This window comes from Streptomyces sp. NBC_01341 (assembly GCF_035946055.1).
GTDB lineage: Bacteria > Actinomycetota > Actinomycetes > Streptomycetales > Streptomycetaceae > Streptomyces.
In genome coordinates this window covers 727,061-749,265 of sequence record NZ_CP108364.1, presented here as the reverse complement: position 1 = coordinate 749,265, position 22,205 = coordinate 727,061, and the positions used below count along the sequence as shown (strand labels likewise).

20 protein-coding genes and 3 pseudogenes are annotated in these 22,205 nt (G+C 72.3%); 10 read left to right on the top strand and 13 right to left on the bottom strand.

The genetic code is table 11. From position 1 onward, the window contains the following. Positions 1–15: 15 nt before the first annotated feature. Positions 16–2,472 carry an excinuclease ABC subunit UvrA gene (locus OG206_RS03385; RefSeq protein ID WP_327112002.1) on the bottom strand — a complete coding sequence of 819 codons (2,457 nt, stop codon included), beginning with the start codon at positions 2,470–2,472 and terminating at the stop codon, positions 16–18. Between the two features lie 185 nt (positions 2,473–2,657). Beyond that, the gene (locus OG206_RS03380; RefSeq protein ID WP_327112000.1) at positions 2,658–2,849 is read right to left on the bottom strand and encodes a DUF6381 family protein; all 192 of its coding nucleotides are present in this window, start codon (positions 2,847–2,849) and stop codon (positions 2,658–2,660) included. Between the two features lie 213 nt (positions 2,850–3,062). Here OG206_RS03380 and OG206_RS03375 point away from each other — a divergent pair, with 213 nt between their 5' ends. Continuing rightward, complete coding sequence (locus tag OG206_RS03375; RefSeq protein WP_327111998.1) at positions 3,063–3,389, top strand: plasmid stabilization protein; 327 nt, start codon at positions 3,063–3,065, stop codon at positions 3,387–3,389. Between the two features lie 2 nt (positions 3,390–3,391). Here the strand turns inward: OG206_RS03375 and OG206_RS03370 are convergent, their stop codons facing one another. Both OG206_RS03370 and OG206_RS03365 read right to left on the bottom strand, forming a co-directional pair. Beyond that, positions 3,392–3,961: a type 1 glutamine amidotransferase domain-containing protein gene (locus OG206_RS03370; protein ID WP_327111996.1), complete on the bottom strand. Its 570-nt coding sequence runs from the start codon at positions 3,959–3,961 to the stop codon at positions 3,392–3,394. 242 nt (positions 3,962–4,203) lie between these two features. Then, positions 4,204–4,419, bottom strand: a complete 216-nt coding sequence (locus OG206_RS03365; RefSeq protein ID WP_327111993.1) for a dodecin — start codon at positions 4,417–4,419, stop codon at positions 4,204–4,206. Between the two features lie 204 nt (positions 4,420–4,623). On the opposite strand from OG206_RS03365, the gene OG206_RS03360 reads away from it, so the two are divergent. The 3 genes from OG206_RS03360 to OG206_RS03350 all read left to right on the top strand — a co-directional run bounded on the left by OG206_RS03360 (position 4,624) and on the right by OG206_RS03350 (position 7,714). After that, complete coding sequence (locus OG206_RS03360; protein ID WP_327111991.1) at positions 4,624–5,877, top strand: extracellular solute-binding protein; 1,254 nt, start codon at positions 4,624–4,626, stop codon at positions 5,875–5,877. A 167-nt stretch (positions 5,878–6,044) separates the two neighbouring features. Beyond that, positions 6,045–6,878, top strand: coding sequence for a GNAT family N-acetyltransferase (locus OG206_RS03355; protein WP_327111989.1), 834 nt, complete (start codon positions 6,045–6,047; stop codon positions 6,876–6,878). Beyond that, positions 6,875–7,714, top strand: a complete 840-nt coding sequence (locus OG206_RS03350) for a lysophospholipid acyltransferase family protein (RefSeq protein WP_327111987.1) — start codon at positions 6,875–6,877, stop codon at positions 7,712–7,714. Before OG206_RS03355 ends, OG206_RS03350 begins: the two co-directional genes overlap by 4 nt. Here OG206_RS03350 and egtD read toward each other — a convergent pair. Genes egtD through egtA form a run of 4 tightly spaced genes read right to left on the bottom strand, consistent with a single transcriptional unit; the run spans position 7,657 to position 12,006 of the window. Next, on the bottom strand, positions 7,657–8,619 hold the full coding sequence (egtD, locus tag OG206_RS03345; RefSeq protein WP_327111984.1) for an L-histidine N(alpha)-methyltransferase: 963 nt from the start codon (positions 8,617–8,619) through the stop codon (positions 7,657–7,659). The genes OG206_RS03350 and egtD overlap by 58 nt on opposite strands. Next, the gene (gene egtC, locus OG206_RS03340) at positions 8,616–9,371 is read right to left on the bottom strand and encodes an ergothioneine biosynthesis protein EgtC (RefSeq protein WP_327111982.1); all 756 of its coding nucleotides are present in this window, start codon (positions 9,369–9,371) and stop codon (positions 8,616–8,618) included. Before egtC ends, egtD begins: the two co-directional genes overlap by 4 nt. Continuing rightward, on the bottom strand, positions 9,371–10,711 hold the full coding sequence (gene egtB / locus OG206_RS03335; protein WP_327111980.1) for an ergothioneine biosynthesis protein EgtB: 1,341 nt from the start codon (positions 10,709–10,711) through the stop codon (positions 9,371–9,373). The genes egtC and egtB overlap by 1 nt, the downstream gene beginning before the upstream one ends. Beyond that, positions 10,708–12,006 (bottom strand): ergothioneine biosynthesis glutamate--cysteine ligase EgtA, encoded by a 1,299-nt coding sequence (gene egtA / locus OG206_RS03330; protein WP_327111978.1) that lies wholly within the window; start codon positions 12,004–12,006, stop codon positions 10,708–10,710. The genes egtB and egtA overlap by 4 nt, the downstream gene beginning before the upstream one ends. A gap of 145 nt (positions 12,007–12,151) precedes the next feature. On the opposite strand from egtA, the pseudogene OG206_RS03325 reads away from it, so the two are divergent. Further along, positions 12,152–12,987, top strand: a pseudogene (locus OG206_RS03325) (TIGR02452 family protein). Here OG206_RS03325 and OG206_RS03320 read toward each other — a convergent pair. Further along, positions 12,972–13,439, bottom strand: a complete 468-nt coding sequence (locus OG206_RS03320; RefSeq protein WP_327111976.1) for a type II toxin-antitoxin system PemK/MazF family toxin — start codon at positions 13,437–13,439, stop codon at positions 12,972–12,974. The pseudogene OG206_RS03325 and the gene OG206_RS03320 overlap by 16 nt on opposite strands. A gap of 71 nt (positions 13,440–13,510) precedes the next feature. On the opposite strand from OG206_RS03320, the gene OG206_RS03315 reads away from it, so the two are divergent. From OG206_RS03315 to OG206_RS03305, 4 genes and pseudogenes are all read left to right on the top strand, one after another. After that, entirely contained in the window at positions 13,511–14,635 is a 1,125-nt protein-coding gene (locus OG206_RS03315) for a glycosyl hydrolase family 18 protein (RefSeq protein WP_327111974.1), read from the top strand. A 67-nt stretch (positions 14,636–14,702) separates the two neighbouring features. Beyond that, positions 14,703–14,828: pseudogene (locus OG206_RS32560) on the top strand (LacI family DNA-binding transcriptional regulator); the annotation flags it as partial. A gap of 63 nt (positions 14,829–14,891) precedes the next feature. Then, positions 14,892–15,244 (top strand): annotated as a pseudogene (locus OG206_RS03310) (substrate-binding domain-containing protein); the annotation flags it as partial. Between the two features lie 71 nt (positions 15,245–15,315). After that, complete coding sequence (locus OG206_RS03305; RefSeq protein WP_327111972.1) at positions 15,316–15,615, top strand: hypothetical protein; 300 nt, start codon at positions 15,316–15,318, stop codon at positions 15,613–15,615. 120 nt (positions 15,616–15,735) lie between these two features. On the opposite strand, the gene trxA is transcribed toward OG206_RS03305, so the two are convergent. Beyond that, positions 15,736–16,119, bottom strand: coding sequence for a thioredoxin (gene trxA / locus OG206_RS03300; RefSeq protein ID WP_327111971.1), 384 nt, complete (start codon positions 16,117–16,119; stop codon positions 15,736–15,738). A 115-nt stretch (positions 16,120–16,234) separates the two neighbouring features. Here trxA and OG206_RS03295 point away from each other — a divergent pair, with 115 nt between their 5' ends. After that, positions 16,235–17,680: a dihydrolipoyl dehydrogenase family protein gene (locus tag OG206_RS03295; protein ID WP_327111969.1), complete on the top strand. Its 1,446-nt coding sequence runs from the start codon at positions 16,235–16,237 to the stop codon at positions 17,678–17,680. A 136-nt stretch (positions 17,681–17,816) separates the two neighbouring features. Here OG206_RS03295 and OG206_RS03290 read toward each other — a convergent pair whose 3' ends face one another. The 3 genes from OG206_RS03290 to OG206_RS03280 form a co-directional block, all read right to left on the bottom strand. Next, positions 17,817–19,001, bottom strand: a complete 1,185-nt coding sequence (locus OG206_RS03290) for an alcohol dehydrogenase catalytic domain-containing protein (protein WP_327111967.1) — start codon at positions 18,999–19,001, stop codon at positions 17,817–17,819. 325 nt (positions 19,002–19,326) lie between these two features. Continuing rightward, complete coding sequence (locus tag OG206_RS03285; protein ID WP_327111965.1) at positions 19,327–20,205, bottom strand: SDR family oxidoreductase; 879 nt, start codon at positions 20,203–20,205, stop codon at positions 19,327–19,329. A gap of 220 nt (positions 20,206–20,425) precedes the next feature. Next, positions 20,426–22,063, bottom strand: coding sequence for a phytoene desaturase family protein (locus tag OG206_RS03280; protein WP_327111963.1), 1,638 nt, complete (start codon positions 22,061–22,063; stop codon positions 20,426–20,428). Positions 22,064–22,205 lie beyond the last annotated feature (142 nt).

Sequence of the window (22,205 nt, the reverse complement as noted above, 5' to 3'; positions counted from 1 at the left end):
GTGGAACCGGACCCGTCAGGTCCCCTCGGGGAAGCCGTCCGTCCGCAGAGCCCTCGCCAGATATACGGCGGTACGGCTCCCCGCGGCACGGGCGACCTCCCGCGGGGAGCCGGTGGCGAGGATCCGTCCGCCCCGGTCCCCGCCGCCGGGCCCCAGATCGATCACATGGTCCGCTCCCGCCACCACCGCCATGTCGTGCTCCACGACGACCACGGTGCTGCCCGAGTCCACCAGGCCGTGCAACTGCCTCATCAGTACCTCCACATCGGCGGGATGCAGCCCGGTCGTCGGCTCGTCCAGCAGGTAGAGCGTGTGCCCCCGCCGGGCGCGCTGCAGTTCGGTGGCGAGTTTGATGCGCTGCGCCTCACCGCCCGACAGCTCCGTCGCAGGCTGGCCGAGCCGCAGATAGCCGAGTCCCACGTCGATCAGGGCCCGCAGGCCGCGCTCGGCCGCCGGAGTGCCGGAGAGGAACCCCGCCGCAGCCTCCACCGTCAGGTCCAGCACCTCGGCGATCGTCCGACCGTTCAGGGTGACCTCCAGGGTCTGCGGGTTGTAGCGCGCGCCATGACAGTCCGGGCAGGGCGCGTACGTGCTCGGCAGGAAAAGAAGTTCGACGGAGATGAAGCCCTCGCCCTGGCAGGTCTCGCACCGCCCCCCGGCCACGTTGAAGGAGAACCTGCCCGCCCGGTAGCCGCGGGCCCTGGCCGTCTCCGTACCCGCGAAGAGTCTGCGGACGACGTCGAAGAGCCCGGTGTACGTGGCCAGGTTGGACCTGGGCGTACGGCCGATGGGCTTCTGGTCGACCTGTACGAGCCGGTCCACCGCGTCCAGGCCCTCCGCCGACGCGCACCCCCGCCTGCCGGCGGTCATCTCGGAGGCGTCGGTCTCCTCCGCTCTCTCCGCCGGCCGCCGGTCGGCGAGCACGCCCGCCAGGACCTGGCCCACGAGGGTCGACTTGCCCGACCCGGACACCCCGGTGACCGCGGTCAGGACGCCGAGCGGGAACACGGCGTCGACGCCGCGCACATTGTTGAGGTCCACCCCGCGCAGCGTGATCCGTCCGGACGGGGTACGCGGCTCCCGTGCCGGCGCGGGGTCCTCGTCGAAGAGGAACCGCCGCGTCGCGGACTCGGCGATCCCGGCGAGGTCCGCCGGGGGGCCGCTGTGCAGCACCCGGCCACCGTGCTCGCCCGCGTGCGGACCCACGTCCACCAGCCAGTCGGCCTGCCGTACCACGTCCATCTGGTGCTCCACCACGAAAACCGAGTTGCCCGCCTCCTTGAGCCGGCCCAGTACGCCGAGCAGCGCCTCCGTATCGGCGGGATGGAGGCCTGCCGACGGCTCGTCCAGGACGTAGACGACCCCGAAGAGCCCCGAACGGAGCTGTGTGGCGAGCCGCAGCCGCTGCAACTCACCCGAGGACAGGGTGGGCGCCGTACGGTCGAGGCTGAGGTAGCCGAGGCCGAGTTCCGTGACGGGCCCGATCCTGGCCAGCAGGTCGGCGGTCAGCAGCCGGGCCGTGTCGTTCGCCCCGCCCGCGGCGAGCAGCACCTCGGTGAGGGCGGTGAGGGGGAGGGCGAAGAGGTCGGCGATCGTCCGGCCCGCGAAGGTGACCGCCATGGCCTCGGGGCGCAGCCGGCCGCCTCCGCACACAGGACACCGTGTGCTCGTCAGGAAGCGCTCGGCCTTCGCACGCAGTGTGCGGCTCCTCGAATCCGCGAACGTGTGCATCACGTAGCGACGGGCACTCATGTAGGTGCCCTGGTAGGGGCGTTGGATACGGCCCGCGTCGCGTACCGGATGGACCGTCACCACCGGTTGCTCGTCGGTGAAGAGGATCCATTCGCGTGCGTCCGGATCCAGCTCCCGCCACGGCCGGTCGACGTCGTGTCCGAGGGCGTCCAGCACATCGCGCAGGTTCTTGCCCTGCCAGGCGCCCGGCCAGGCGGCGACCGCCCCCTCCCGGATGGACAACGACGGGTCGGGTACCAGCAGTTGCTCAGTGGTCCGGTGGATCCTGCCGAGGCCGTGACACTCGGGGCACGCTCCGGCGGCCGTGTTGGGGGAGAAGGCGTCGGAGTCCAGCGGTTCGGCTCCCCGCGGATAGTCGCCCGCACGCGAGAACAGCATGCGCAGGGAGTTGGAGAGCGTGGTGACCGTACCCACCGAGGACCGTGAGCCCGGGGCGGACCGGCGCTGTTCCAGGGACACGGCCGGCGGCAGCCCGGTGATCTCACCGACGTCCGGGGCCCCGACCTGGTGGATCAGCCGACGGGCGTACGGGGCGACCGACTCGAAGTAGCGGCGCTGTGCCTCCGCGTAGATCGTCCCGAACGCCAAGGAGGACTTCCCCGACCCCGACACGCCCGTGAAGACCGCGAGCGTGTCACGCGGGATGTCGACGTCCACGTCGCGGAGGTTGTGCTCGCGCGCGCCGCGCACCCTGACGTACGGATCGTGGGGGGTGGACATCGGCGGCACGGCTCCGTCTGTTCGATGGGCTGGGTACGGCTCTGCCGGTGATCCTTCCGTACGCGCACGGGGAAGCCGACGCCGACGCGGGCCCGCGGAGCCGGGAGGCGGGCCCGGCGCCGGGTGCGGAGCGTTCCCGTCGCACCGGGCGCCGGCGGGAACACCGCCGGGAAGCGGAGGCCCGTCTACACCATCGGGTCCATCCCGCGGTCGGTCATGGCGCTCTCCTGCTCGCTCTGCTCCCGCAGGCGGCGGGCCTTCTCCTGGAGCCGCTGCCGCTGTTCCGGATCGGTGGCGCCATCCGCGGCTTCGTTGAGCTCCTGCGCCTTGGCCCGCAGCTGCCGGGCGCGGCCACCGGACTCTCCTGCACTGCTCATGATCACTCCTGGATCTGTTGGGGAGCGGACAGCATCAGGGAAGCAGCGCCCGCCCCCGTATGCATCTCGAGCGGCCACGTTCCGCGACCGGCAGGCGAGGGCGCCCGGCACCGCAGCCCCGTTCGGACCTCCCGCCCGGCAGGCGTGGGCACGAGGGTGTGGGGTAGTGGGTGCGGCGGTACACCATCGCCGTCCCGAGGCAGGGAGAGTGTCATGCCGGCAGGATCCAGCCCCAAGCGTGAACGCCAGTACGAGCACGTCAAGGAGAGTGCCGAGAAGCGAGGTACTTCCTCCGAGCGGGCCGAGGAGATCGCCGCCCGTACCGTCAACAAGGAGCGCGCCCGCTCCGGTGAGTCCAGGACCGCGAGCCGGGCGTCACTCCGGGACCCCAAGTCGGCCTCCGAGCGCGGGGGGCAGCGTTCGCACAGCGGAGCGCAGGGGCCCACCAGGGACCAGCTGTACGAGGAGGCCAGGAAGCGCAACGTCGAGGGCCGCTCCTCGATGAACAAGGAGCAGTTGCGCAAGGCCCTCGGACGCTGAGATCAGGAATCCACCGCCGCGAGTTCCTTGCCGATCACGCCGAGGAAGTCGTCCAGGTCGTCCGGGTCACGCGAGGTGATCAGGGCCCAGCCGCCGGTGTCGTCCCTGACGACGGATTCGTCGACCCAACTGCCGCCGGCGTTGCGGATGTCCGTCCGGAGCGATGCGTACGACGTGAGGGTCTTGTTCTTCAGGACATCCGATTCGACCAGTGCCCAGGGGCCGTGACAGATGGCCGCCACGGGCCTGCCTGTCGTGGTGAACGACCGGACGATCTCCCCGGTGGCGTCCTGCAGCCTGAGCGTGTCGGCGTTGAGGGTTCCGCCGGGCACGAGCAGCATGTCGTAGCCGGCCGGGTCCGCGTCGGTCAGGGTGAACGAGGGGCGGACGGTCTCTCCCGGATCCTTGTCGCCCACGAGCGTCCGGATGGGGTCCGTGGAGACCGCCGCGACGTCCACGGTCGCTCCCGCGTCCCGCAGCTTCCGTACGGGCACGACGAGTTCGTCCTGCTCGACGCCGTAGTTGGTCACGATCGCCAGTACGCGGCGCCCGTCGAGATCCTGGTCCGTCATCCGTCTGTCCTTTCGTCGTTCGTCCCGGTGCGCGTGCGTGACGGCACACCGGTGCCGGCCGTGACCGGTCCCGGTGGACTGCTCGCCGAACGGCGGTCACCGGCAGCACTTCTGCGGCTACCCACAGCGCGGCGTGCCACCCCCCGCGACTGAAGAACCCGGGGCGAACGGGGTTCCGAGGTGCGGGCGGTGGGTGGCACGCGGTCCGAGAACGGCGCCGGCACGCCGGAACGGCGCCGTCCTCAGCCGTCCCCGTCGAGCCGGAAGCCGACCTTGAGGCCCACCTGGTAGTGGGCGATGCGGCCGTTCTCGATGTGCCCGCGTACCTGCGTCATCTCGAACCAGTCGAGATTGTGCAAAGTCTCGGAGGCGCGTGCGACGCCGTTCCGGATCGCCGCGTCCAGCCCCTCCTCGGAGGTTCCTACGATCTCGGTGACCCGGTAAGTGTGATTGGACATCAATTGTCTCCTTTCCTGTTTCCACGGTGCCTCACTCCGTGTCCGCGCGCGAGGTGTCCACCTCCTGGCTCACGCGGGTCCGGGGCTTGACCGGGCCATTGGTACATACCAAACTCCGACGCACACACCCGTGCGAGCGTCGCCCGCAGTCCCCCCATCCGGGTCCTGTCGAGCTGTCGTGCCGTTTCGCAGAAGGTGGCCACCGTGAAGATCCGCAAACTGGCCGGAGCCGTCGCACTCGTTTCCTCCGTGGTGCTGAGCGGCTGCGGTCACCTCCCCGGCTCGGACGCCGGCAGCAGCGAGGTGACCGTGTGGCTGATGAAGGGCAGCGCTTCCGAGGAGTTCCTCGACGACTTCAAGGCGTCGTACGAGGCAGAGCATCCCTCGGTCGAACTGGAGTTCGTGCTCCAGGAGTGGGGCGGCATCGGCCCCAAGGTCCTGGAAACGCTCGACGGTGACGACGCCCCCGACGTCATCGAGGTCGGCAACACCCAGGTCGCCCAGTACGCGGAGACCGGCGAGCTGCGCGACCTCACCCTCGAGTCGATGCGTGACCTGGGGGGCGAGGACTGGCTGCCCGGACTCGCAGAGCCGGGCAAGGTCAGCGGCGGACAGTACGGAATCCCCTGGTACGCCGCCAACCGAGTCGTGATCTACAACAAGGAGCTCTTCGCGCAGGCCGGGATAACGGCTCTTCCCGAGACCCGCGAGGAGTGGGTGGACGTCAGTGAGAAGCTGGACACCGCGAGCGAGCAGGGCATCTACCTCGCCGGGCAGAACTGGTACGTCCTCGCCGGCTTCATCTGGGACGAGGGCGGGGAGCTGGCCGACGACAGCGGCGGTGACTGGCAGGGGGCACTCGACTCGCCCGCCGCCCTGCGGGGCATGGACTTCTACAAACGGCTCCAGGCCCTCGGCGACGGACCGAAGGACGCCGACGAACAGACACCCCCGGAGACCGACGTGTTCGCGGAGGGAGACGTGGCACAGATCGTATCCGTGCCCGGCAGCGCCGCCCTCATCGAGCAGCGGAACCCGGAACTCAAGGGGAAACTCGGCTATTTCCCGATCCCCGGAAAGACCACGGAGAAGCCGGGTGCCGTCTTCACCGGAGGCTCCGACCTCATCGTGCCGGACGGCGCGGACCAGCGCGGCGAGGGGGTCGAGGTCGTGAAGGCGCTCGCCGGAGAGAAGTGGCAGACGGAGCTCGCCCGCGCCATGAGCTACGTGCCCAACAAGCCCTCGCTCGCCCGGGCCGTCGCCGGGCAGGAGGGAACTTCCGTCATGGCCGAAGGCGCCACCGAGGGCCGTGCCACGCCCAATTCGCCCTACTGGGCGGCAGTGGAGGCGGACAATCCGATCAAGCCGTACATGACGGCCGTACTGCAGGGCGGCGACCCGGCCGAAGAGGCCAGGAAGGCGTCGGACCGCATCACCTCCAAACTGATCAGCGGCTGACCTCACAGCCCGTGCGGCGATCCGGGGATTCAGCCGTCGCACATCCCGGATCCCCACAGCGGTCACGTCGAATCCAGCCGGTCACGGAAGAAGTAGGGGGCCGGGCCGTCGCACCACCCGCGAAGGCCCGGCAGCCGCCCTCGCTGATCCGTCCCCCGGAGACCGCCATGACCGTGCTGCCCCTCTCCACGTCCGCGCACCTACCCACCGCCGAACCCGTACCGGCTCCCGCTGTCGTGCCCCCGCCCCGGCGGGCATCGGCCGACTCCGGTTACCGCGTCGCTCTGGCCACCGGCCCCGAGGACGTACGTGCCGCACAGCGCCTGCGCCACCTGGTGTTCGCCGGCGAGCTCGGAGCGCGCCTCGACAGCCTCGAACCGGGCCTGGACGCCGACGCCTTCGACGCCCACTGCGACCACCTGCTCGTGCGGGAGAACGCCACAGGGGAAGTCGTCGCCACCTACCGGCTGCTGCCCCCCGAGGGGGCCCGGCGCGCCGGCCGCCTCTACGCGGAGGGCGAGTTCGACCTCGGAAGGCTCCGGCCGATCCGTGACGACCTCGTCGAGGTGGGCAGGTCCTGCGTGCACCCAGCCCACCGGGACGGCGCCGTCATCGCCCTCATCTGGGCCGGACTCGCCCGCTACATGGAGCGCACCGGCCACAACTGGCTCGCGGGCTGCTGCTCCGTACCCCTCGCCGACGGGGGCGCGCTGGCCGCAAGGAGCTGGGACACGGTGCGGACCCACAACCTGGCGCCCGAGGAGTACTGGGTCACCCCTCACCGCCTCTGGGACACCTCCGGTCACCCCGGTGGCGGGCCCGCCGCCCGGGCGGCTCTCCCGCCGCTGCTGCGCGGCTACCTCCGGCTCGGCGCCTGGGTCTGCGGGGCGCCCGCGCACGATCCCGACTTCGACGTCGCGGACCTGTACGTCCTGCTCTCCATGCGCCGCACCGACCCCCGCTACCTGCGCCACTTCCTCTCGCTGGCCCCGCCGCGATGAGCGCCTGGCTGCCCGTCGCGCCGTGTACCCCGGGGGACTGCGCGCACCATGGGGACGCCGTACGGCCGCCTCTCGCCGCCGCCGGTCTGCTGGTCGCCGGTTGCGCCGTCACTCTCCTCGGTGTGCTGTGCGTGCCCGCCGCACTGCTGCTCGGGCAGACGCACCGGGACCGCCTGATCCGCCGGTGGGCGCACACCGTGGTGCGGGCCTTCGGCGTACGCATACGCGTGACCGGGGCCGCCGTGCCATCCGCGCGGCCTTCGAGAGGGGAGCTCGTGGTCGCCGACCACGTCTCCTGGCTGGACATCCCGCTGATCGCCGCCGTGCTCCCCGCCCGGATGCTGGCCAAGAGCGAGATACGGTCCTGGCCGCTCCTCGGGCCGGCCGCCACGCTCGGGGGCACGCTGTTCATCGAGCGTGACCGGCTGCGCGCCCTGCCGGACACGGTGCGCACGCTCGCCGGAGCGCTGGGTGCCGGATCACGGGTGGCGGTCTTTCCGCAGGGCAGCACCTGGTGCGGCCGCGGCGCCGGAGGCCGGTTCCGGCCCGCAGCCTTCCAGGCGGCGGTGGACGCGGGCGCCCTCGTCCGCCCTGTCCGGATCCGCTACCGGACCACGCGGTCGGATGCGGCGGGGGCCGTCGCGTTCGTCGGGGACGACCCGCTCGCCGCCTCCCTGTGGCGGGTGGTGACCGCCGCCGGGCTCACCGCGGAGATCCACGTCCTGCCGCAGATCTCCGCAGTCGACGAGCCCGACCGGCGGACACTGGCGCGTACAGCTCAGTCCGCGGTCGCCAATGAGAGCGCGAACCTGCCGCCCTCGTCCGTCCACCACTGATCCAGCCGCATGCCGGCGGCCGCCAACTCGGCGCGCACCCCCTCTTCGCGGAACTTCGCCGAGACCTCCGTGCGCAGTTCCTCGCCTTCCTCGAACTGCACCACGAGGTCCAGATCCCGGATCTTCACCGTCAGCGCCCTGCGCGCACGCAGCCTCATCTCGATCCACTCGTGCTCCGCGTCCCACAGGGCGACATGGGCGAAGTCGTCGGCCGGGAAGTCCGCCCCGAGCTCACGGTTGACCACGGTCAGGACGTTCTTGTTGAACGCGGCCGTCACCCCGGCCGCGTCGTCGTAGGCCGTCACCAGGGTCGCCTCGTCCTTGACCAGGTCCGTGCCGAGCAGCAGGCCGTCACCCGGTGCCAGCCGCTCCCGCACGGAGCGCAGGAACACGGCGCGCTCGCCGGGCAGGAGATTGCCGAGAGTTCCGCCCAGGAACACCACCAGCCGGGGGCCGGGGGTGTCGGGCAGGTCGATGGCATGGGTGAAGTCGGCGACGAGCGCGTGTACGGAGAGACCGGGGCGCTCGGCGAGCAGCGCCTCGGCGGCGCCGGTGAGGGCGCTCTCGCTCACATCGACGGGTACGTAGGTGTCGAGTCCGGGCAGTGCGTCCAGGAGGTGCCTGGTCTTCTCGGACGAGCCCGAGCCCAGTTCGACCAGTGTGCGGGCCCCGGAGGCGGCGGCGATCTCTCCGGCTCGGGCGATCAGGATCTCGCGTTCACAACGCGTCGGGTAGTACTCGTCCAGCCGGGTGATCTCCTCGAACAGGTCGCTGCCGTGCGCGTCGTAGAACCACTTCGGGGGCAGCGTCTTCGGGTGCGCGGTCAGGCCGCTGCGCACGTCGGCGCGCAGCGCCGCGTCCGTCGCGTCCGCCGGCAGGGTGCGGGTCAGCAGGAAGGGACTCACGCAGAGGGCTCCTTGAGCGGGGTCGTGAGGACATCGGTGCGGGTCGCGGCCAGCAGGGTCCGGTCCGGAACCTCACGCCAGTCGGGATCGTCGTCGTACGGCTCCGAGGCCACCACCGTGCGGCGGCCCGGGGCGTGGAGATACCAGAGGGAGTCGCCCCACGCGGTCCCCACGACGGTGGAGCCGTCGGTGACCAGCAGATTGAGGCGTGAGCCGGGGGCGGCGGCGGCGACGTCGAGAACCGTGTCGGCGACCGCCTGCCCTATCTCGTCGCCCCGGGACGTCCGGTGCAGCACGAGTGCCCAGAGCAGTGCCGAGTCGCTCCGGGCGGCCAGCGACAGCAGCCGCTCGGGCGGCAGGGTGGCGGCCAGCGGTGCCAGGGCGCCGGGCCACCCCAGGACCGCGCCGTTGTGGCTGAAGAGCAGGCGGCCTTCGGTGAAGGGCGCCGCGGCCGCCTCACCGTCGGCGCCGGCGAACGTCGCGTCACGGACGGCGGCGAGCAGCGCGGTGCTGCGCACCACACGGGCGAGATCGGCGAACGTCTCGTCGCCCCAGACGGGTCCGGCACGCCGGTAGCGGCCGGGGACGGGGTCCTCCTCCGCGTACCAGCCGACCCCGAAGCCGTCGGCGTTCACCGTCCCGGACCGCTGGCGCCGAGGCTCCCACGACTGGCGCACCAGCCCGTGCGAGGGCGCGACGAGTACCTCGCCCAGGGACACCGAGGGCCCCAGGTAAGCGATATGACGGCACATCAGGCGTCCCTCGCGGTGCGGAATCCGGAGAAGATCTGACGGCGCACGGGAAGGTCCCAGTTGCGGAACGTGCCGCGGACCGCGACCGGGTCCACGGCGAACGAACCGCCGCGCAGCACCTTGTGCCCGGGGCCGAAGAACACCTCGGAGTACTCGCGGTACGGGAACGCCACGAAACCGGGGTAGGGCAGGAAGTCGCTCGCCGTCCACTCCCACACGTCGCCGATCAGCTGGCCGGCGCCCGCCGGGGAACGGCCGGCCGCGTACGCTCCCGCGGCGGCCGGACGCAGGTGGCGCTGGCCCAGGTTGGCCCGCTCGGCGGTCGGGTCGTCGTCACCCCAGGGGTAGCGCAGCGAACGGCCCGAGGCGGGGTCGTGTCGGGCGGCCTTCTCCCACTCCGGCTCGGTCGGCAGCCGCCTGCCGGCCCAGCGTGCGTAAGCGTCGGCCTCGTACCAGCTGACATGGAGCACCGGCTCGTCCGCGGGCACCGGCTCGGTGACCCCGAAACGCCTGCGCAGCCACTGGCCGGCGTCCCGGTGCCAGAACAGGGGGGCTTCCAGACCGTGTTCGCGGACCATGGCCCAGCCGTCGGGCGCCCACCAGCGGGCGTCCCCGTAGCCGCCGTCCTCGACGAAGCGCTGATAGGCGCCACAGGTGACCGGCGCGGTGTCGATGTGGAACGCCGCCACCTCGCGCCGGTGAGCGGGCCTCTCGTTGTCCAGGGCCCACGGCTCGGTCGAGGTGCCCATGGTGAACGGGCCTCCCGGGACGAGGACCTCGGCCGGCAGGGAGGCGGCGTCCGTGGGGCCGGGGGGCTCCGGCGCGCTGAGCACCGCGGGCCCCGAACGCAGCTGATGAGTGATCAGCATCGTCTCGTCGTGCTGCTGTTCGTGCTGGGCGACCATGCCGAAGGCGAAGCCGGCCTGTTCGAGGGGGCGGCCCCCGCCGTGCAGCGGCGCACCGCCGAGGATGTCCAGGGCCCGGCCGCGCACGTCGGCGGCGTAGGTGCGGGCCTCGGCGGGTGCGAGGAGGGGCAGTGAAGGACGGCTGGCCCGGGAGTGCTCGAAGGCGTCGTACAGTCCGTCGATCTCCGGGCGCAGGGCCTCCCTGCCTCCCACGGCCCGCAGCAGCCACAGCTCCTCCTGGTTGCCGATGTGCGCCAGATCCCAGACCAGGGGCGACATCAGTGGGGAGTGCTGCGCCGTCAGTTCGTCGTCGTCGACGCTGTCAGTGAGGAGGGCGGTGCGCTCGCGGGCCGCGAGAAGGGCTGCCAGGGCGCGCTCGCGCAGTATCTCCGCGTCGTGCTCCCGGCCGGTGGACGGAGCGGGGGAGTCGGTCATCGGACCAGGCCCTTTCCGTGAGGTGCGTGTGAGGGGTCGGCCAGATCGTCGGCCGGACATCGGCCGCGGGCCGTATAGCGGTCGTCGAAGGCCGCCACCGTGTCGATGACGTGGGCGTCGGCACCGATCCGCGGCAGCGCCTCCAGCGCCGTCGCGAAGCAGGCAGCGGCGGCCGCGGCGAGTTCCGGGTCGCTCAGACCGTCGCGGGCCGCGGCGGTCCAGAGCGGATTGCGGGGCGCGGCCGTGAGGCCCGCCGTCTCGGCCAGGGGCTTCACGGTGCGGTACACCGTCTCCGCCGCCTCCGGGTCGTCGAACAGGGCGGTGGTGACGGCCAGCGGCACGAGCCAGCCGTCGGTGCCGGACTGGGCGTCGATCATGCGCAGCTCCAGGTGCCCGCGCGGGCGCACCGGCGGGAACAGGGTCGTGACGTGGTAGTCCAGGTCCGCCCGGACCGGGGGCCGGGGTCCGCCGCCCCGGATCCACTCCCGGAACGTCAGCCCGGCCGGTACGCCCCACGGGGCACCGTCCTCCCGGATGCACATCACGGGCGTGTCGAGCGCGTGCGCGGTCCAGGCGTGGCGCGGCCCGAGGCGGCTCTGCGGTGCCAGCGACCTGTGGGGGTCGAGATCCGCCCACAGGGCCTGCCGGGTCGAGCGCCAGCCGCTGCGCCGCCCCTCCCGGAAGGGCGAATTGGCGAAGGCCGCCACCAGCACGGCACCCAGCAGGTGCGCGAGCTGCCAGCGCCGCCCGTAGCCGAGCGGGCCGGGCTCCTCCTCGCCGGCGTCCAGGCAGACCTGGACCGACGCGGTGGTGCACATCATCGCCCGGCCGGACGGCCCCGACCGGTCGAGGGCCGCTTCCATGGCCGCGTAGCGGGGTTCCTGGAGCAGACGCCGCGGAGGGTGCCACGGGTCGACCCCGAGACCGGACAGGGTCAGTCCGGCGTGTCCCAGGGTGTCGCGTACGGAGACGAGGTCCGCTGCTGCGGCATCGACACACGCCATCAGCGAGCCGGCGGGCTGGGAGCTGAGCTCCAGCTGGCCGCCCGGCTCGAAGGTCAGCGCCGCGTCCAGCGGCGTGGCGCGCACGGCGTCGGCGGCGGCGCGGAGGCGCTCGGGTGAAACGGCTGCCTCGGGGTGCTCACGGTCGTGGATGAGCCATTCCAACTCCACGCCGACCGTCCGGGGCGGTCCCGTCTTGAAACATATGCCGCGGAGCAGATCCTCCGCCTCCTCCTCGCCGAGGGGCGTCGCCTCGGCGGGCGGGCCGGGCCGGCCGTGCGTTTCCGGGGGCATGCTGGGCCTCCTCTTCGGGTGCTTCCTTCCACCCAAACCCTTACTGGGGGTTCGCACAAGGGTGCCCCCGCGCCATGAAAACCGCTTGCCTCCATGCCGCCACCGCGTCCAGCATGCCCCGTATGCACCACACGGGGGCGCGCCCATGAGCGCACGGCTGCGCGGCATCGCGCGCGAGACCGAGAACATCGTCCTGGCCGGCCGCTATCGCACGCCCGGGGGCCGCGAGGTGTCCATCGAGCGCGCCCTGGCGGCCGCCCTCTCCGGCACGCGGCTCCACGGTCCGGAGCCGGTGCCCGTGGCCGTGGTGGACACCGACCGCGTCCCGGTCGTCGAGGTGACGGGGGAGACGAGCCTGCGGGCCGCCCGCCGGATGACGGCCGAGTCCCCGGCCAGGGTCGCCGTGCTGAACTACGCCTCCGCGCGCAACCCGGGCGGCGGCTACCTGAACGGCGCGCAGGCCCAGGAGGAGTCGCTGTGCCGTGGCTCAGCCCTCCACGCCACCCTGCTGCGGGCCCCGGAGTACTACGCGCACCATCGTGCCGAACGCAGCGCCTTCTACACCGACCGGGTCATCCACTCACCCGGTGTGCCGGTCTTCCGCGACGACCGAGGCCGACTCCTCGACACGCCGTACGCCGCCGGCTTCCTCACGTCGCCCGCGCCCAACGCCGGAGTCATCCGCCGCCGCGAACCGGAGTCGGCGGCCGGGATCCCCGCCGCGCTGGCGCGCCGTGCCGAACGGGTGTTCGAGGTCGCCGTTACGCGCGGCTACCGCCGGCTGGTGCTGGGCGCCTGGGCTGCGGTGTCTTCATGAACGACCCCGGTGAGGTGGCCCAGGCGTTCCACTCGCTGCTCGCCGACGGCGGACGGTTCGCGGGCCACTTCGAGCAGATCGTCTTCGGAATCCCGGACCGGGGCCCGGACTCGGCGACCCGGGACGCCTTCACCCGGGCCTTCGCGGGTCAGCTCCAGCCGTAACGCTCCCGCAGCCGCCCCGCGACCAGGTCGAACCTGTCCCGGTCCAGAGCGCACGCCTCGCGCCGCATCCCGTCCTCGTGCACCCGCAGCACGCGGTCCAGATCGGCCCAGGACGGCCGGCCGGAACTGTCCCAGGGGCCGGCGCCCAGCGCGACCCATTCGTGGTCCCGTTCGTGCTGCTTGCTCGACAGCTGCACCGCGAGGAGCGTGCCCCCCGCCTCGCGCGCCACGACGAGGACGGGCCGGTCCTTGCCGCGGCCGTCGTTCTCCTCGAACGGCACCCAGGTCCACACGATCTCGCCGGGGTCCGGATCGCCGTCGCGGTCGGGGGCGTACGAGGTGCGGACAGGCCCCGTGTCACGGGGGTCGGCCTCCGCCGTCGCGTTCGGGCCACTGCGGCCGGGGAAGTCGGTCGAGCTGTCGCTGCTGTGGTTGGCCTGCTGGAACGTCATCACCACACCGTAGAACCTGTACGGCCCAGTCCGCGGAGCGGGTCCGCGGACGGAGCCGCAGGCTCAGTCCCATGCTCACCTCTTCCGTCCTCCCGCGGCTCGCCCGCGCCGTCACCGCGACCGGGCTCCTGACGGCGGCCCTGCTGCAGGCGGTTCCTGTCGCCGCGTCAGCGCCGCCACCCCCCGCGACCTCGACCTCCGGTTCAGCTTCAGGGCCGGCCGGTGGATCCGCCGAGCCCGCGGCCCGTACGGTGTCCGGATGGCTTCCCTACTGGGACCAGGAGGGCGCCTACCAGGACGCCCTGCTCCATGCCGGTCAACTGCACACCGTCAGTCCCTTTTGGTACCAGGCGATTTCCGCCGGCCGGATCGACTCCCACCCGGGCGCCGGCGAGCGCCGCGTCATCGACGGACTGCACCGGGCCGGCATCAAAGTGGTCCCGACGGTCATGGAGACGATGAAGTCCGGCGCCCTGGCGGCGATCCTCACCAGCCCCGCGCGGCGCACGGAGCACGCCGACGCGCTGATGCGCACCGCCGCGACCCGCGACTACGACGGCCTCGACCTCGACTACGAATCCATCGCCACCACGGGCGACGCCACCTACGCCTCCGTGCGCGACGGGTTCACCGCCCTGGCCGCGGACCTCTGCGCCCGCCTGCACACGCTCGCCAAGGAATGCGTGATCACGGTCTTCCCCAGGACCGCGACGACCGGACGCATCTGGGACTACGCCGCCCTCGGGCGTGTCGCCGACCGGATCCGCATCATGGGCTACAACCTGCACTGGTCCGGCGGCGACCCCGGCCCGCTCGCAGACACCCGCTGGTACGACGACATCCTCACCCGTGCCACAGCCGTCGTCCCGGCCGGCAGACTGGAAATGGGGCTGCCCGCCTACGGATGGGACTGGCCCGCCGACAGCGCCAGTACGGCCCCCACGAAGCACGTCACGTGGAAGCAGGCCGAAGCACTGCGCGCCGAACAGGGCGCCCCCTACCGCCTCGACGCCGTATCGGGCACGCCGTACTTCACCTACGACGACGGCGACGAACCCCGGGAGGTCTGGTATCAGGACGCACTCGGGGTCGCCACCCACCTGCCCGTGCTGCGCAAGCACGGCGTCACCAACACGGCACTGTGGGCGCTGAACTTCGAGGACCCGGGAATCTGGCCGGTACTCGCCGGCCGCTGACACCCGCTTCCGCGCGGTGCCCCGGCCCGCCGCCGGGGCGGACCGGTCTGGAAGACTGCCGGACGCCATGAGCCGGTTACCCGAGAAGCCCGCCGGTACCTCCGTCCCGGCCAGCGCCGACGTGGCGCGGCTCGCCGGAGTCTCGCGGGCCACCGTGTCGTACGCGCTGAACGACAACACGACCGTGCGGATCAGCGAATCCACCCGCTGCCGGGTCAGGGAGGCGGCGGCCGCCGACCTCGGCTACGTCCCGCACGCGGCGGCCCACATCCGGCCACTGCCCCTGCGGTACGACGAGACATCGCCCGGCGACCTCGCCTCCCGCTGGGGCTGGACGCGGTGTTCGCCTACGACGACGAGTACGCGATGCTCCTGATGAGAGCCCTCCAGGACACGGGAGTGGACCTCCCCGCCGAGACGGCGGTGATCGGCGCCGACGACCTGATACTCGGCGGACACCTCCGGCCCCGGCTCGGCAGCGTCAGGACGTACCTGGCGACCACACAGCCGCTGGCGGAGATGATCGACCGGCTGGTCCAGAACCCCGGCGGGACACCGGAGCGCCATTTTCTCCTGCGGGCCGAGGCGGTGGCACGCGAGTCCACCTGACGGGGCGGGACGACGGCCGTGGCGCTGTGCACGAGGTGCGGGACCCGGCCCGGATGCCTAGCGTCATGCGCATGAGCCATCCGCAGAGCTACGAGATCCTGCTGTTCCCGGAACCGCAGGGATCCGCCGTCCGCGCTCCGGAGCCGGACACGGCCATCCGCTCCGCGGTCGTCGATGCCACGGGGGACACCGGGGAGTCCGGATACCCGCGCTACGAGGGAGAGGGTATGGCGGCGGACATCAACCCGGCGACCCACACCGTCGAGGCCCTGCTGGTCGACGGTTCGGAACTCGACTACGGGCTCACGGCCAGAATCGCGGAGCGGGCCCGCGGCACCGGAGGAACGGGCGAGGACGACCGGGCCGGGTAGCAGCCCTCCCACGGGTTCCCGGCCGCCACGGCCCTCAACCACAACCGGCGGTGGTCGTCCACGACGAAGGCCCGGCCGTCCGGCCGGGCCTTCATCACGTCTGCCGCACAGGCTCAAGGACTACTGCTGCTCCTGCTGCTGTGCCTGCTTCTGCTCCTCCACGGACTTGCGCACCTCGTCCATGTCCAGGTTGCGCGCCTGCCCGATGACGTCCTCCAGGGCGGCCTCGGGAAGGGCACCGGGCTGGGAGAAGACCGCGACGTTGTCGCGGACGATCATCAGCGTGGGGATGGAACGGATCTCGAAGGCCGCTGCCAGCTCCTGCTGCGCCTCCGTGTCGACCTTGGCGAAGACCAGGTCGGGGTGGCGCTCGGAAGCCGAGTCGTAGACCGGCGCGAACTGCCGACACGGACCACACCAGGAAGCCCAGAAGTCGATCAGCAGAAATTCGTTGTCGCTCACGACCTGATCGAAGTTTTCCTTGGTGAGCTCTACGGTGCTCATACTCTGTTACCTCTTCCTGGGACCGTTCGGACCTGTCCGGCTCAACGGTGGGTTCGCTCGAGCTATTCCGCCTGCCCATGTGGCTCCGGCGCACACCCGCCACCACACTGTTCCCATGACTGATGATGATGTTGCGAAGAGCATCGAATACGACGTCGTGGTCATCGGGGCGGGCCCCGTGGGGGAGAACGTGGCGGACCGCACCCGGGCCGCCGGACTCAGTACCGCCGTGATCGAGGCCGAGTTGATCGGCGGCGAGTGCTCGTACTGGGCCTGTATGCCCAGCAAGGCCCTGCTGCGGCCGATCGTGGCACGCGCCGACGCGCGCCGGGTGCCCGGGCTGAGCGGAGCGGTGCAGGGCCCGCTCGACGCGGACGCCGTCCTCGCGCACCGCGACGAGACGGCAGCGCACTGGAAGGACGACGGCCAGCTCGCATGGCTGGAATCCATCGGCGCGGACGTCTACCGCGGCACGGGCAGGCTGACCGGTGCCCGTCAGGTCTCCGTCACCGCCCCGGACGGGTCGGTGCGGCACCTCGGCGCGCGGCACGCCGTGGCCGTCTGCACCGGCAGCCGGGCCGTCGTCCCCGCTCTCCCGGGTATCGAGGACGTCCGGCCGTGGACAAGCCGCGAGGCGACCAGCGCGAAGAAGGTGCCCGGCCGGCTCGTCGTCGTGGGCGGGGGAGTGGTCGGCGTGGAGATGGCCACCGTCTGGCAGGGACTCGGTACCCAGGTCACGATGCTGATCCGCGGTGAACGGCTGCTGCCGAAGATGGAACCTTTCGCGGGTGAACTCGTCGCCGGCTCCCTGACCGAGGCCGGTGTCCGGATCATGACGGGGGTGTCGGCCACCGAAGTGCGGGGGAGGGGCCACGACGGTCCCGTCACCGTCGAACTCGACAACGGGGAGAGGCTGGAGACCGACGAGATCCTTTTCGCCACCGGCCGCGCCCCTCGCACCGACGACCTGGGCACCGGCACGGTGGGGATCGAGCCCGGCTCCTGGCTGACGGTCGACGACAGCTGCCGGGTGGCGGGCAGCGACTGGCTGTACGCGGTCGGCGACGTCAACCACCGCGCCCTGCTCACCCATCAGGGCAAGTACCAGGCACGCATCGCCGGAGCCGCGATCGCCGCCCGCGCGCAGGAGACACCCCTGCTGGAGACGGACCGCTGGGGGGCGCACGCGGCCACGGCCGACCACTCGGCCGTGCCCCAGGTCGTGTTCACCGACCCGGAGGCGGCGTCGGTCGGCCTCACCCTCGCCGAGGCGGAGGCGGCGGGCCACCGGGTCCGCGCCGTCGACTACGACCTGGCCTCCGTCGCCGGATCGGGTCTGTACGCCGACGGCTACACGGGCCGGGCCAGGATGGTCGTCGACCTCGACCGCGGGATCCTGCTCGGTGTGACCTTCGTGGGACCCGGCATCGGGGAACTGCTGCACTCCGCGACGGTCGCCGTCGCGGGCGAGGTTCCCATCGAACGCCTGTGGCACGCGGTGCCCGCCTACCCGACGATCAGCGAGATCTGGCTCAGGCTGCTGGAGACGTTCCGGGGCTGAGCGCCAAGCGAGACCGCTCTTGCCGGCGGCCCCGGCACTGGTGGCCGCCGGGTCCGTGGCGCGCGTGGTGCGGCAGCGTGGGAGAGGGGCAGGCAACTGGCCCCGTCCGGCGCGTCAGACCACCCCGCCTCCGCCGTCAGGGAACCAGCAGCGTCTTGATCATCCCGTCCCGCTTGTCCTGGAAGGTCCTGTACGCCTCCGGGCCCGCTTCGAGCGGCAGCCGGTGCGTCGCGAAGGTGTCGACGCCCAGCGGGTCCTCGTCGCTCAGCAGCGGCAGGATGTCGTCGACCCAGTGCTTGACGTTGGCCTGTCCCATCCTGAACTGGAGCTGCTTGTCGAACATGGTCAGCATCGGCAGCGGGTCGGCCGCCCCTCCGTACACGCCGGAGACCGAGACGGTGCCACCGCGCCGCACGATGTCGACCGCCGCCCGGAACGCGGCCAGCCGGTCGACCCCCATGGTCTCCATGAGGCGCTCGCCCACGGCATCGGGCAACAGCCCCACCGCCCAGTGAGCGGCCTTCGCGACGGGAGCCCCGTGTGCCTCCATGCCCACCGCGTCGATCACCGCGTCCGTTCCACGACCTTCCGTCAGATCCCGGATGACATCGCCGAGCTCCCTGCCGTGCCGGCGCAGGTCGAGGCACTTCACACCGTCCGCCTCGGAACGCGCCAGGCGCTCGGGGACGAGGTCGACGCCGACCACCATGCCGGCGCCGCGGTGCAGGGCGATGCGGGCCGCCATCGCGCCGATGGGTCCGAGCCCCAGGACGGTCACCGTCCCGCCGGGCGGGACCGACGCGTACTCCACGGCCTGCCACGCGGTGGGCAGCACGTCCGACAGGTAGACGAACCGGTCGTCCGCGGGCCCGTGGGGCACCTTGATCGGCAGACTGTTCCCGAACGGCACGCGCAGGAGCTCGGCCTGTCCACCGGGCACCTGGCCGTAGAGCTTGGTGTAGCCGAAGAGGGCGGCGCCCATCCCACGAGCGCGGACCTGCGTGGTCTCGCACTGTGACTGCAGGCCCCGGTCGCACATGAAGCAGTGCCCGCAGGAGTTGTTGAAGGGAATCACCACCCGGTCTCCGGGGACCAGGGAGGTCACCTCCGGGCCGATCTCCTCCACGATGCCCATCGGTTCGTGGCCGAGGATGTCGCCGGGGTCGAGGTAGGGGCCCAGGACCTCGTACAGGTGCAGATCCGAGCCGCAGATACCGGTGGACGTGATCCGGACGATGATGTCGGTCGGATCCTCGATCCTCGGGTCCGGGACGGTCTCCACCCGCACGTCCCTCTTGCCCTGCCACGTCAGTGCGCGCATGCTCCGACTCCTTCCACCGGACGTCCGGGCGGGTCTCGCGCTGCTCGGAGGCGACCCGCCGCGTCGGGTGACGCGTTCGGGGCCCGCCGCCCGGCGACCCGGCACGCTGTGGGAGTCCGGTGCGCTCCGGCCGGGCCTGCGCGGTTGCTCCTCACAGGTCCGGCCCCGCCACGGGCTTCTCCGCGACCGGACGCCGAAGCGGCCGGGCCTGTCCCTCACCCACTGTCCCGTCAGTCGTCGCTCACCGCACCTCGGTCCCCTGTCCGTGCGGTCGCCGCAGGTCAGCGATGTGAGGCAGGGCGTCGTCACCGCAGTGGGCGCCGGATCACGCCCGGCCGTCGAGGTCCGCCCGGCCGCCGGCGCCGAGGAGTCCCGTTCCCTCGAAGGACGTCTCCCGCTGCAGCCGGGGGATCTCGCGCTTGGACAGCGCTGTGACGACCGGCGGCATGGCGGCGCGCACGACTTGGGTGGCGCGCAGCCACGCGGGGGCGTACACGGCGGCTCGGCGGTTCTCGACGGCGCGCACCAGCCGCCCGGCCACGTACTCGACCGGGTAGACCCTGCGTGCGGGCCTGGGCATGTGCGCGCGCAGTTCCCGCAGCACCGGGTGTTCGTCCGCGCCGCGGATCATGTCCGTGTCCGTCCAGTTCAGATAGGCGATTCCCACGCCGACGCCCTCATGGGCCAGCTCGGCGCGCAGCGAATGGGCGAACGACTCCACGCCGGCCTTGGAGGCGCAGTACGCGCTCATCATGGGTGCCGCACCGATGGAGGCGAGGGAGGCGACCTGCAGGTAATACCCCCCGGTGGCCCGCAGCTGGGGCAGGAACGCTCGGGCGGTGATCGCGCTGCCGGTCAGATTGACCTCGATCACGCGCCGCCAGGTCGCCGGATCGGACTCGCCGAAGGGGCCGCCCTCCGCCAGTCCCGCGTTCGCGACGACGATCGAGGCGGGCCCCAGGCGATCCCTGACCTCGTCGGCGACCTGGCCCATCCGGGCGTCGTCGGTGATATCCACCTCCCAGCACCGGGCTCCTCCGGGAATCGTGTCCCGCACCTCGGCCAGCGTGGCTTCCTCCCGGCCGAGCAGGGCAACTCTGGCGCCTCGCCGCGCCAGTTCCCGTGCCATGCCCGCGCCCAGGCCCCTCGCCGCACCGGTGACGACGGCGACGCGGTCGTGCAGAGGACGATCTGTGCCGGTCACATGGGCCTCCTCGACGGGGTGCGGCCGCGGGAGTGCGCCGCACCGCCAGGTGTGCGGACCGGAGGGTCGACGACCGGAAGGTCCACATCTGCAGCACGGCCCATTCTGGGCATACGGGGCTCAAGGTGCATCCGCGAGATGTGCGCGAGGACGTGTGAGAGGGCCCGGGACGGTCGCAACCGCGGACGGACGCCGCCTCTGCGAACGTCCGTGCCTCGACTCAGGCGCCGATGCCGTCCTCCGGGGCGCCTTTCCTGCTCCTGCGGCCGAGTGCGCGCTGTGCCCGGCTGATGAGGTCGGCGGGGAATCCGGCGCGGAGCGCGGCGTGGGCCGCGTTCGCCCCCGGTGCCCCGTGCACACCACCACCGGGGTGGGCGGAGGCCGACGCGAGGTAGAGGCCCTTGACCGGGGTCTCCGGTCTGCCCGCGCCCGGCGTGGGCCGGAAGACCAGCTGCTGGTGCATCGATGCCGTACCGCCGTTGATCGCGCCCCCGCGCAGGTTGGCGTCGAGGTTCTGCAGGGTGGGCGGCGCCAGCAGCCGGCGGGCCACGACGCGGGAGCGGAATCCCGGTGCCCACCGTTCCACCTCGGCCTCGATCCGGTCGCCCATGGCTTCCCGCTCCCGGCGGTCCCAGAGGCCGGTCAGTCCGTCGTCCCCCGCGTCCCCTCCGATCCGGTGCGGCACGTGGGTGTAGGCCCAGGCCGACTCCGTGCCCATGGGCGAGCGGGTCGGGTCGGCGGTGGTCATCTGGCCGAACAGCAGGAAGGGGCGGTCGGGGACCTGCCCCATGCTGATCTGCGCGGCGAACCTCGTGAGGCCGTTCACGCCGTCGGCCAGGTGCACCGTGCCCGCACCTGATGCTTCGTGAGCGGTCCATGGCACGGGCCCGTCCAGCGCCCAGTCGACCTTGAACGTGGCGAAGTCCCACTGGAAGCGCCGCAGGTCGGCCAGCACCCGGGCAGGCAGGTGCTGCGGTTCGACCAGCTCTTCGTACAGTGCCGGAGCCGAAACGCCGGCGATCACCGCACGGGACGCGGGCACGTCCTCGCCTCCTGAAATCCGGACCCCCACAGCCCTGCCCCCACGCACCAGCACACGTGTCACCCGCTCCCCGCAGCGCACCGCACCGCCACGCCGCTCCAGCCGGCTGACCAGGGCCCGCGTGAGTGCCCCGGCACCACCGGCCGGTACGGGGAAGCCGTAGGTCTGGCCCAGCATCGACATGAGCCAGCCGTAACCGCCGCTCCCCGCCGCCTCCGGCGCGAGATCGGCGTGCAGCGCGTTGCCGGCCAGAAGCAGCTTCCCGGCCTCGCCGCTGAACTCCTCGTCGCCCAGTCGTCGCACGGGCAGCACCAGAGACCTGGCCAGCCGCAGTCCCCCCGCCGCCCGCAGCCGAACCGCGAGCCGGGCCACGGACCTGACGGGCGGGAACGGCGTGAACAGGGCTCCAACGATGTCCGGGCCGAGGCGGTTCCACACGTCGTGCAGGCCGAGCCAGGACTCCCCGTCACCCGGGGTCAGCGCGTCCAGCCCCGCGGCGGTGTCCGCGCACCGGCGCTCCAGGACCGCGCACCGGCCGTCCCGCAGGGGGTGTGCGAGCACGCGCGGCGCGTGGACCCACCGCAGCCCTTCCCGCTGGAGCTCCAGATCCGCCAGGATCGGGGAGGCGGCAGCCAGGGGGTAGAACGAGCTGAACACGTCGCTCACGTAGTCGGCATGCACCCCGCGATCGCTGCGGACCGCTCCGCCCGGTTCCGGCTGCGCCTCCAGAACCTCCACGCTCCAGCCGGCGTCTGCCAGCAGGTTCGCCGCGACCAGGCCGTTGGGACCCGCCCCGATCACCACTGCGTCCGGCACTGCGGCCTCCCTGTCCGTCTCTGCGTCGTCGCACCGGTGCCGGTCACGCGGGCAGGGCGAAGGGTGCGGGACGCCGGGCGGCGGGCCACGGCCCGGCCCCGGTTCCTCCGTACGGTGTACCGGACGGCCGGGCCGACCCCGG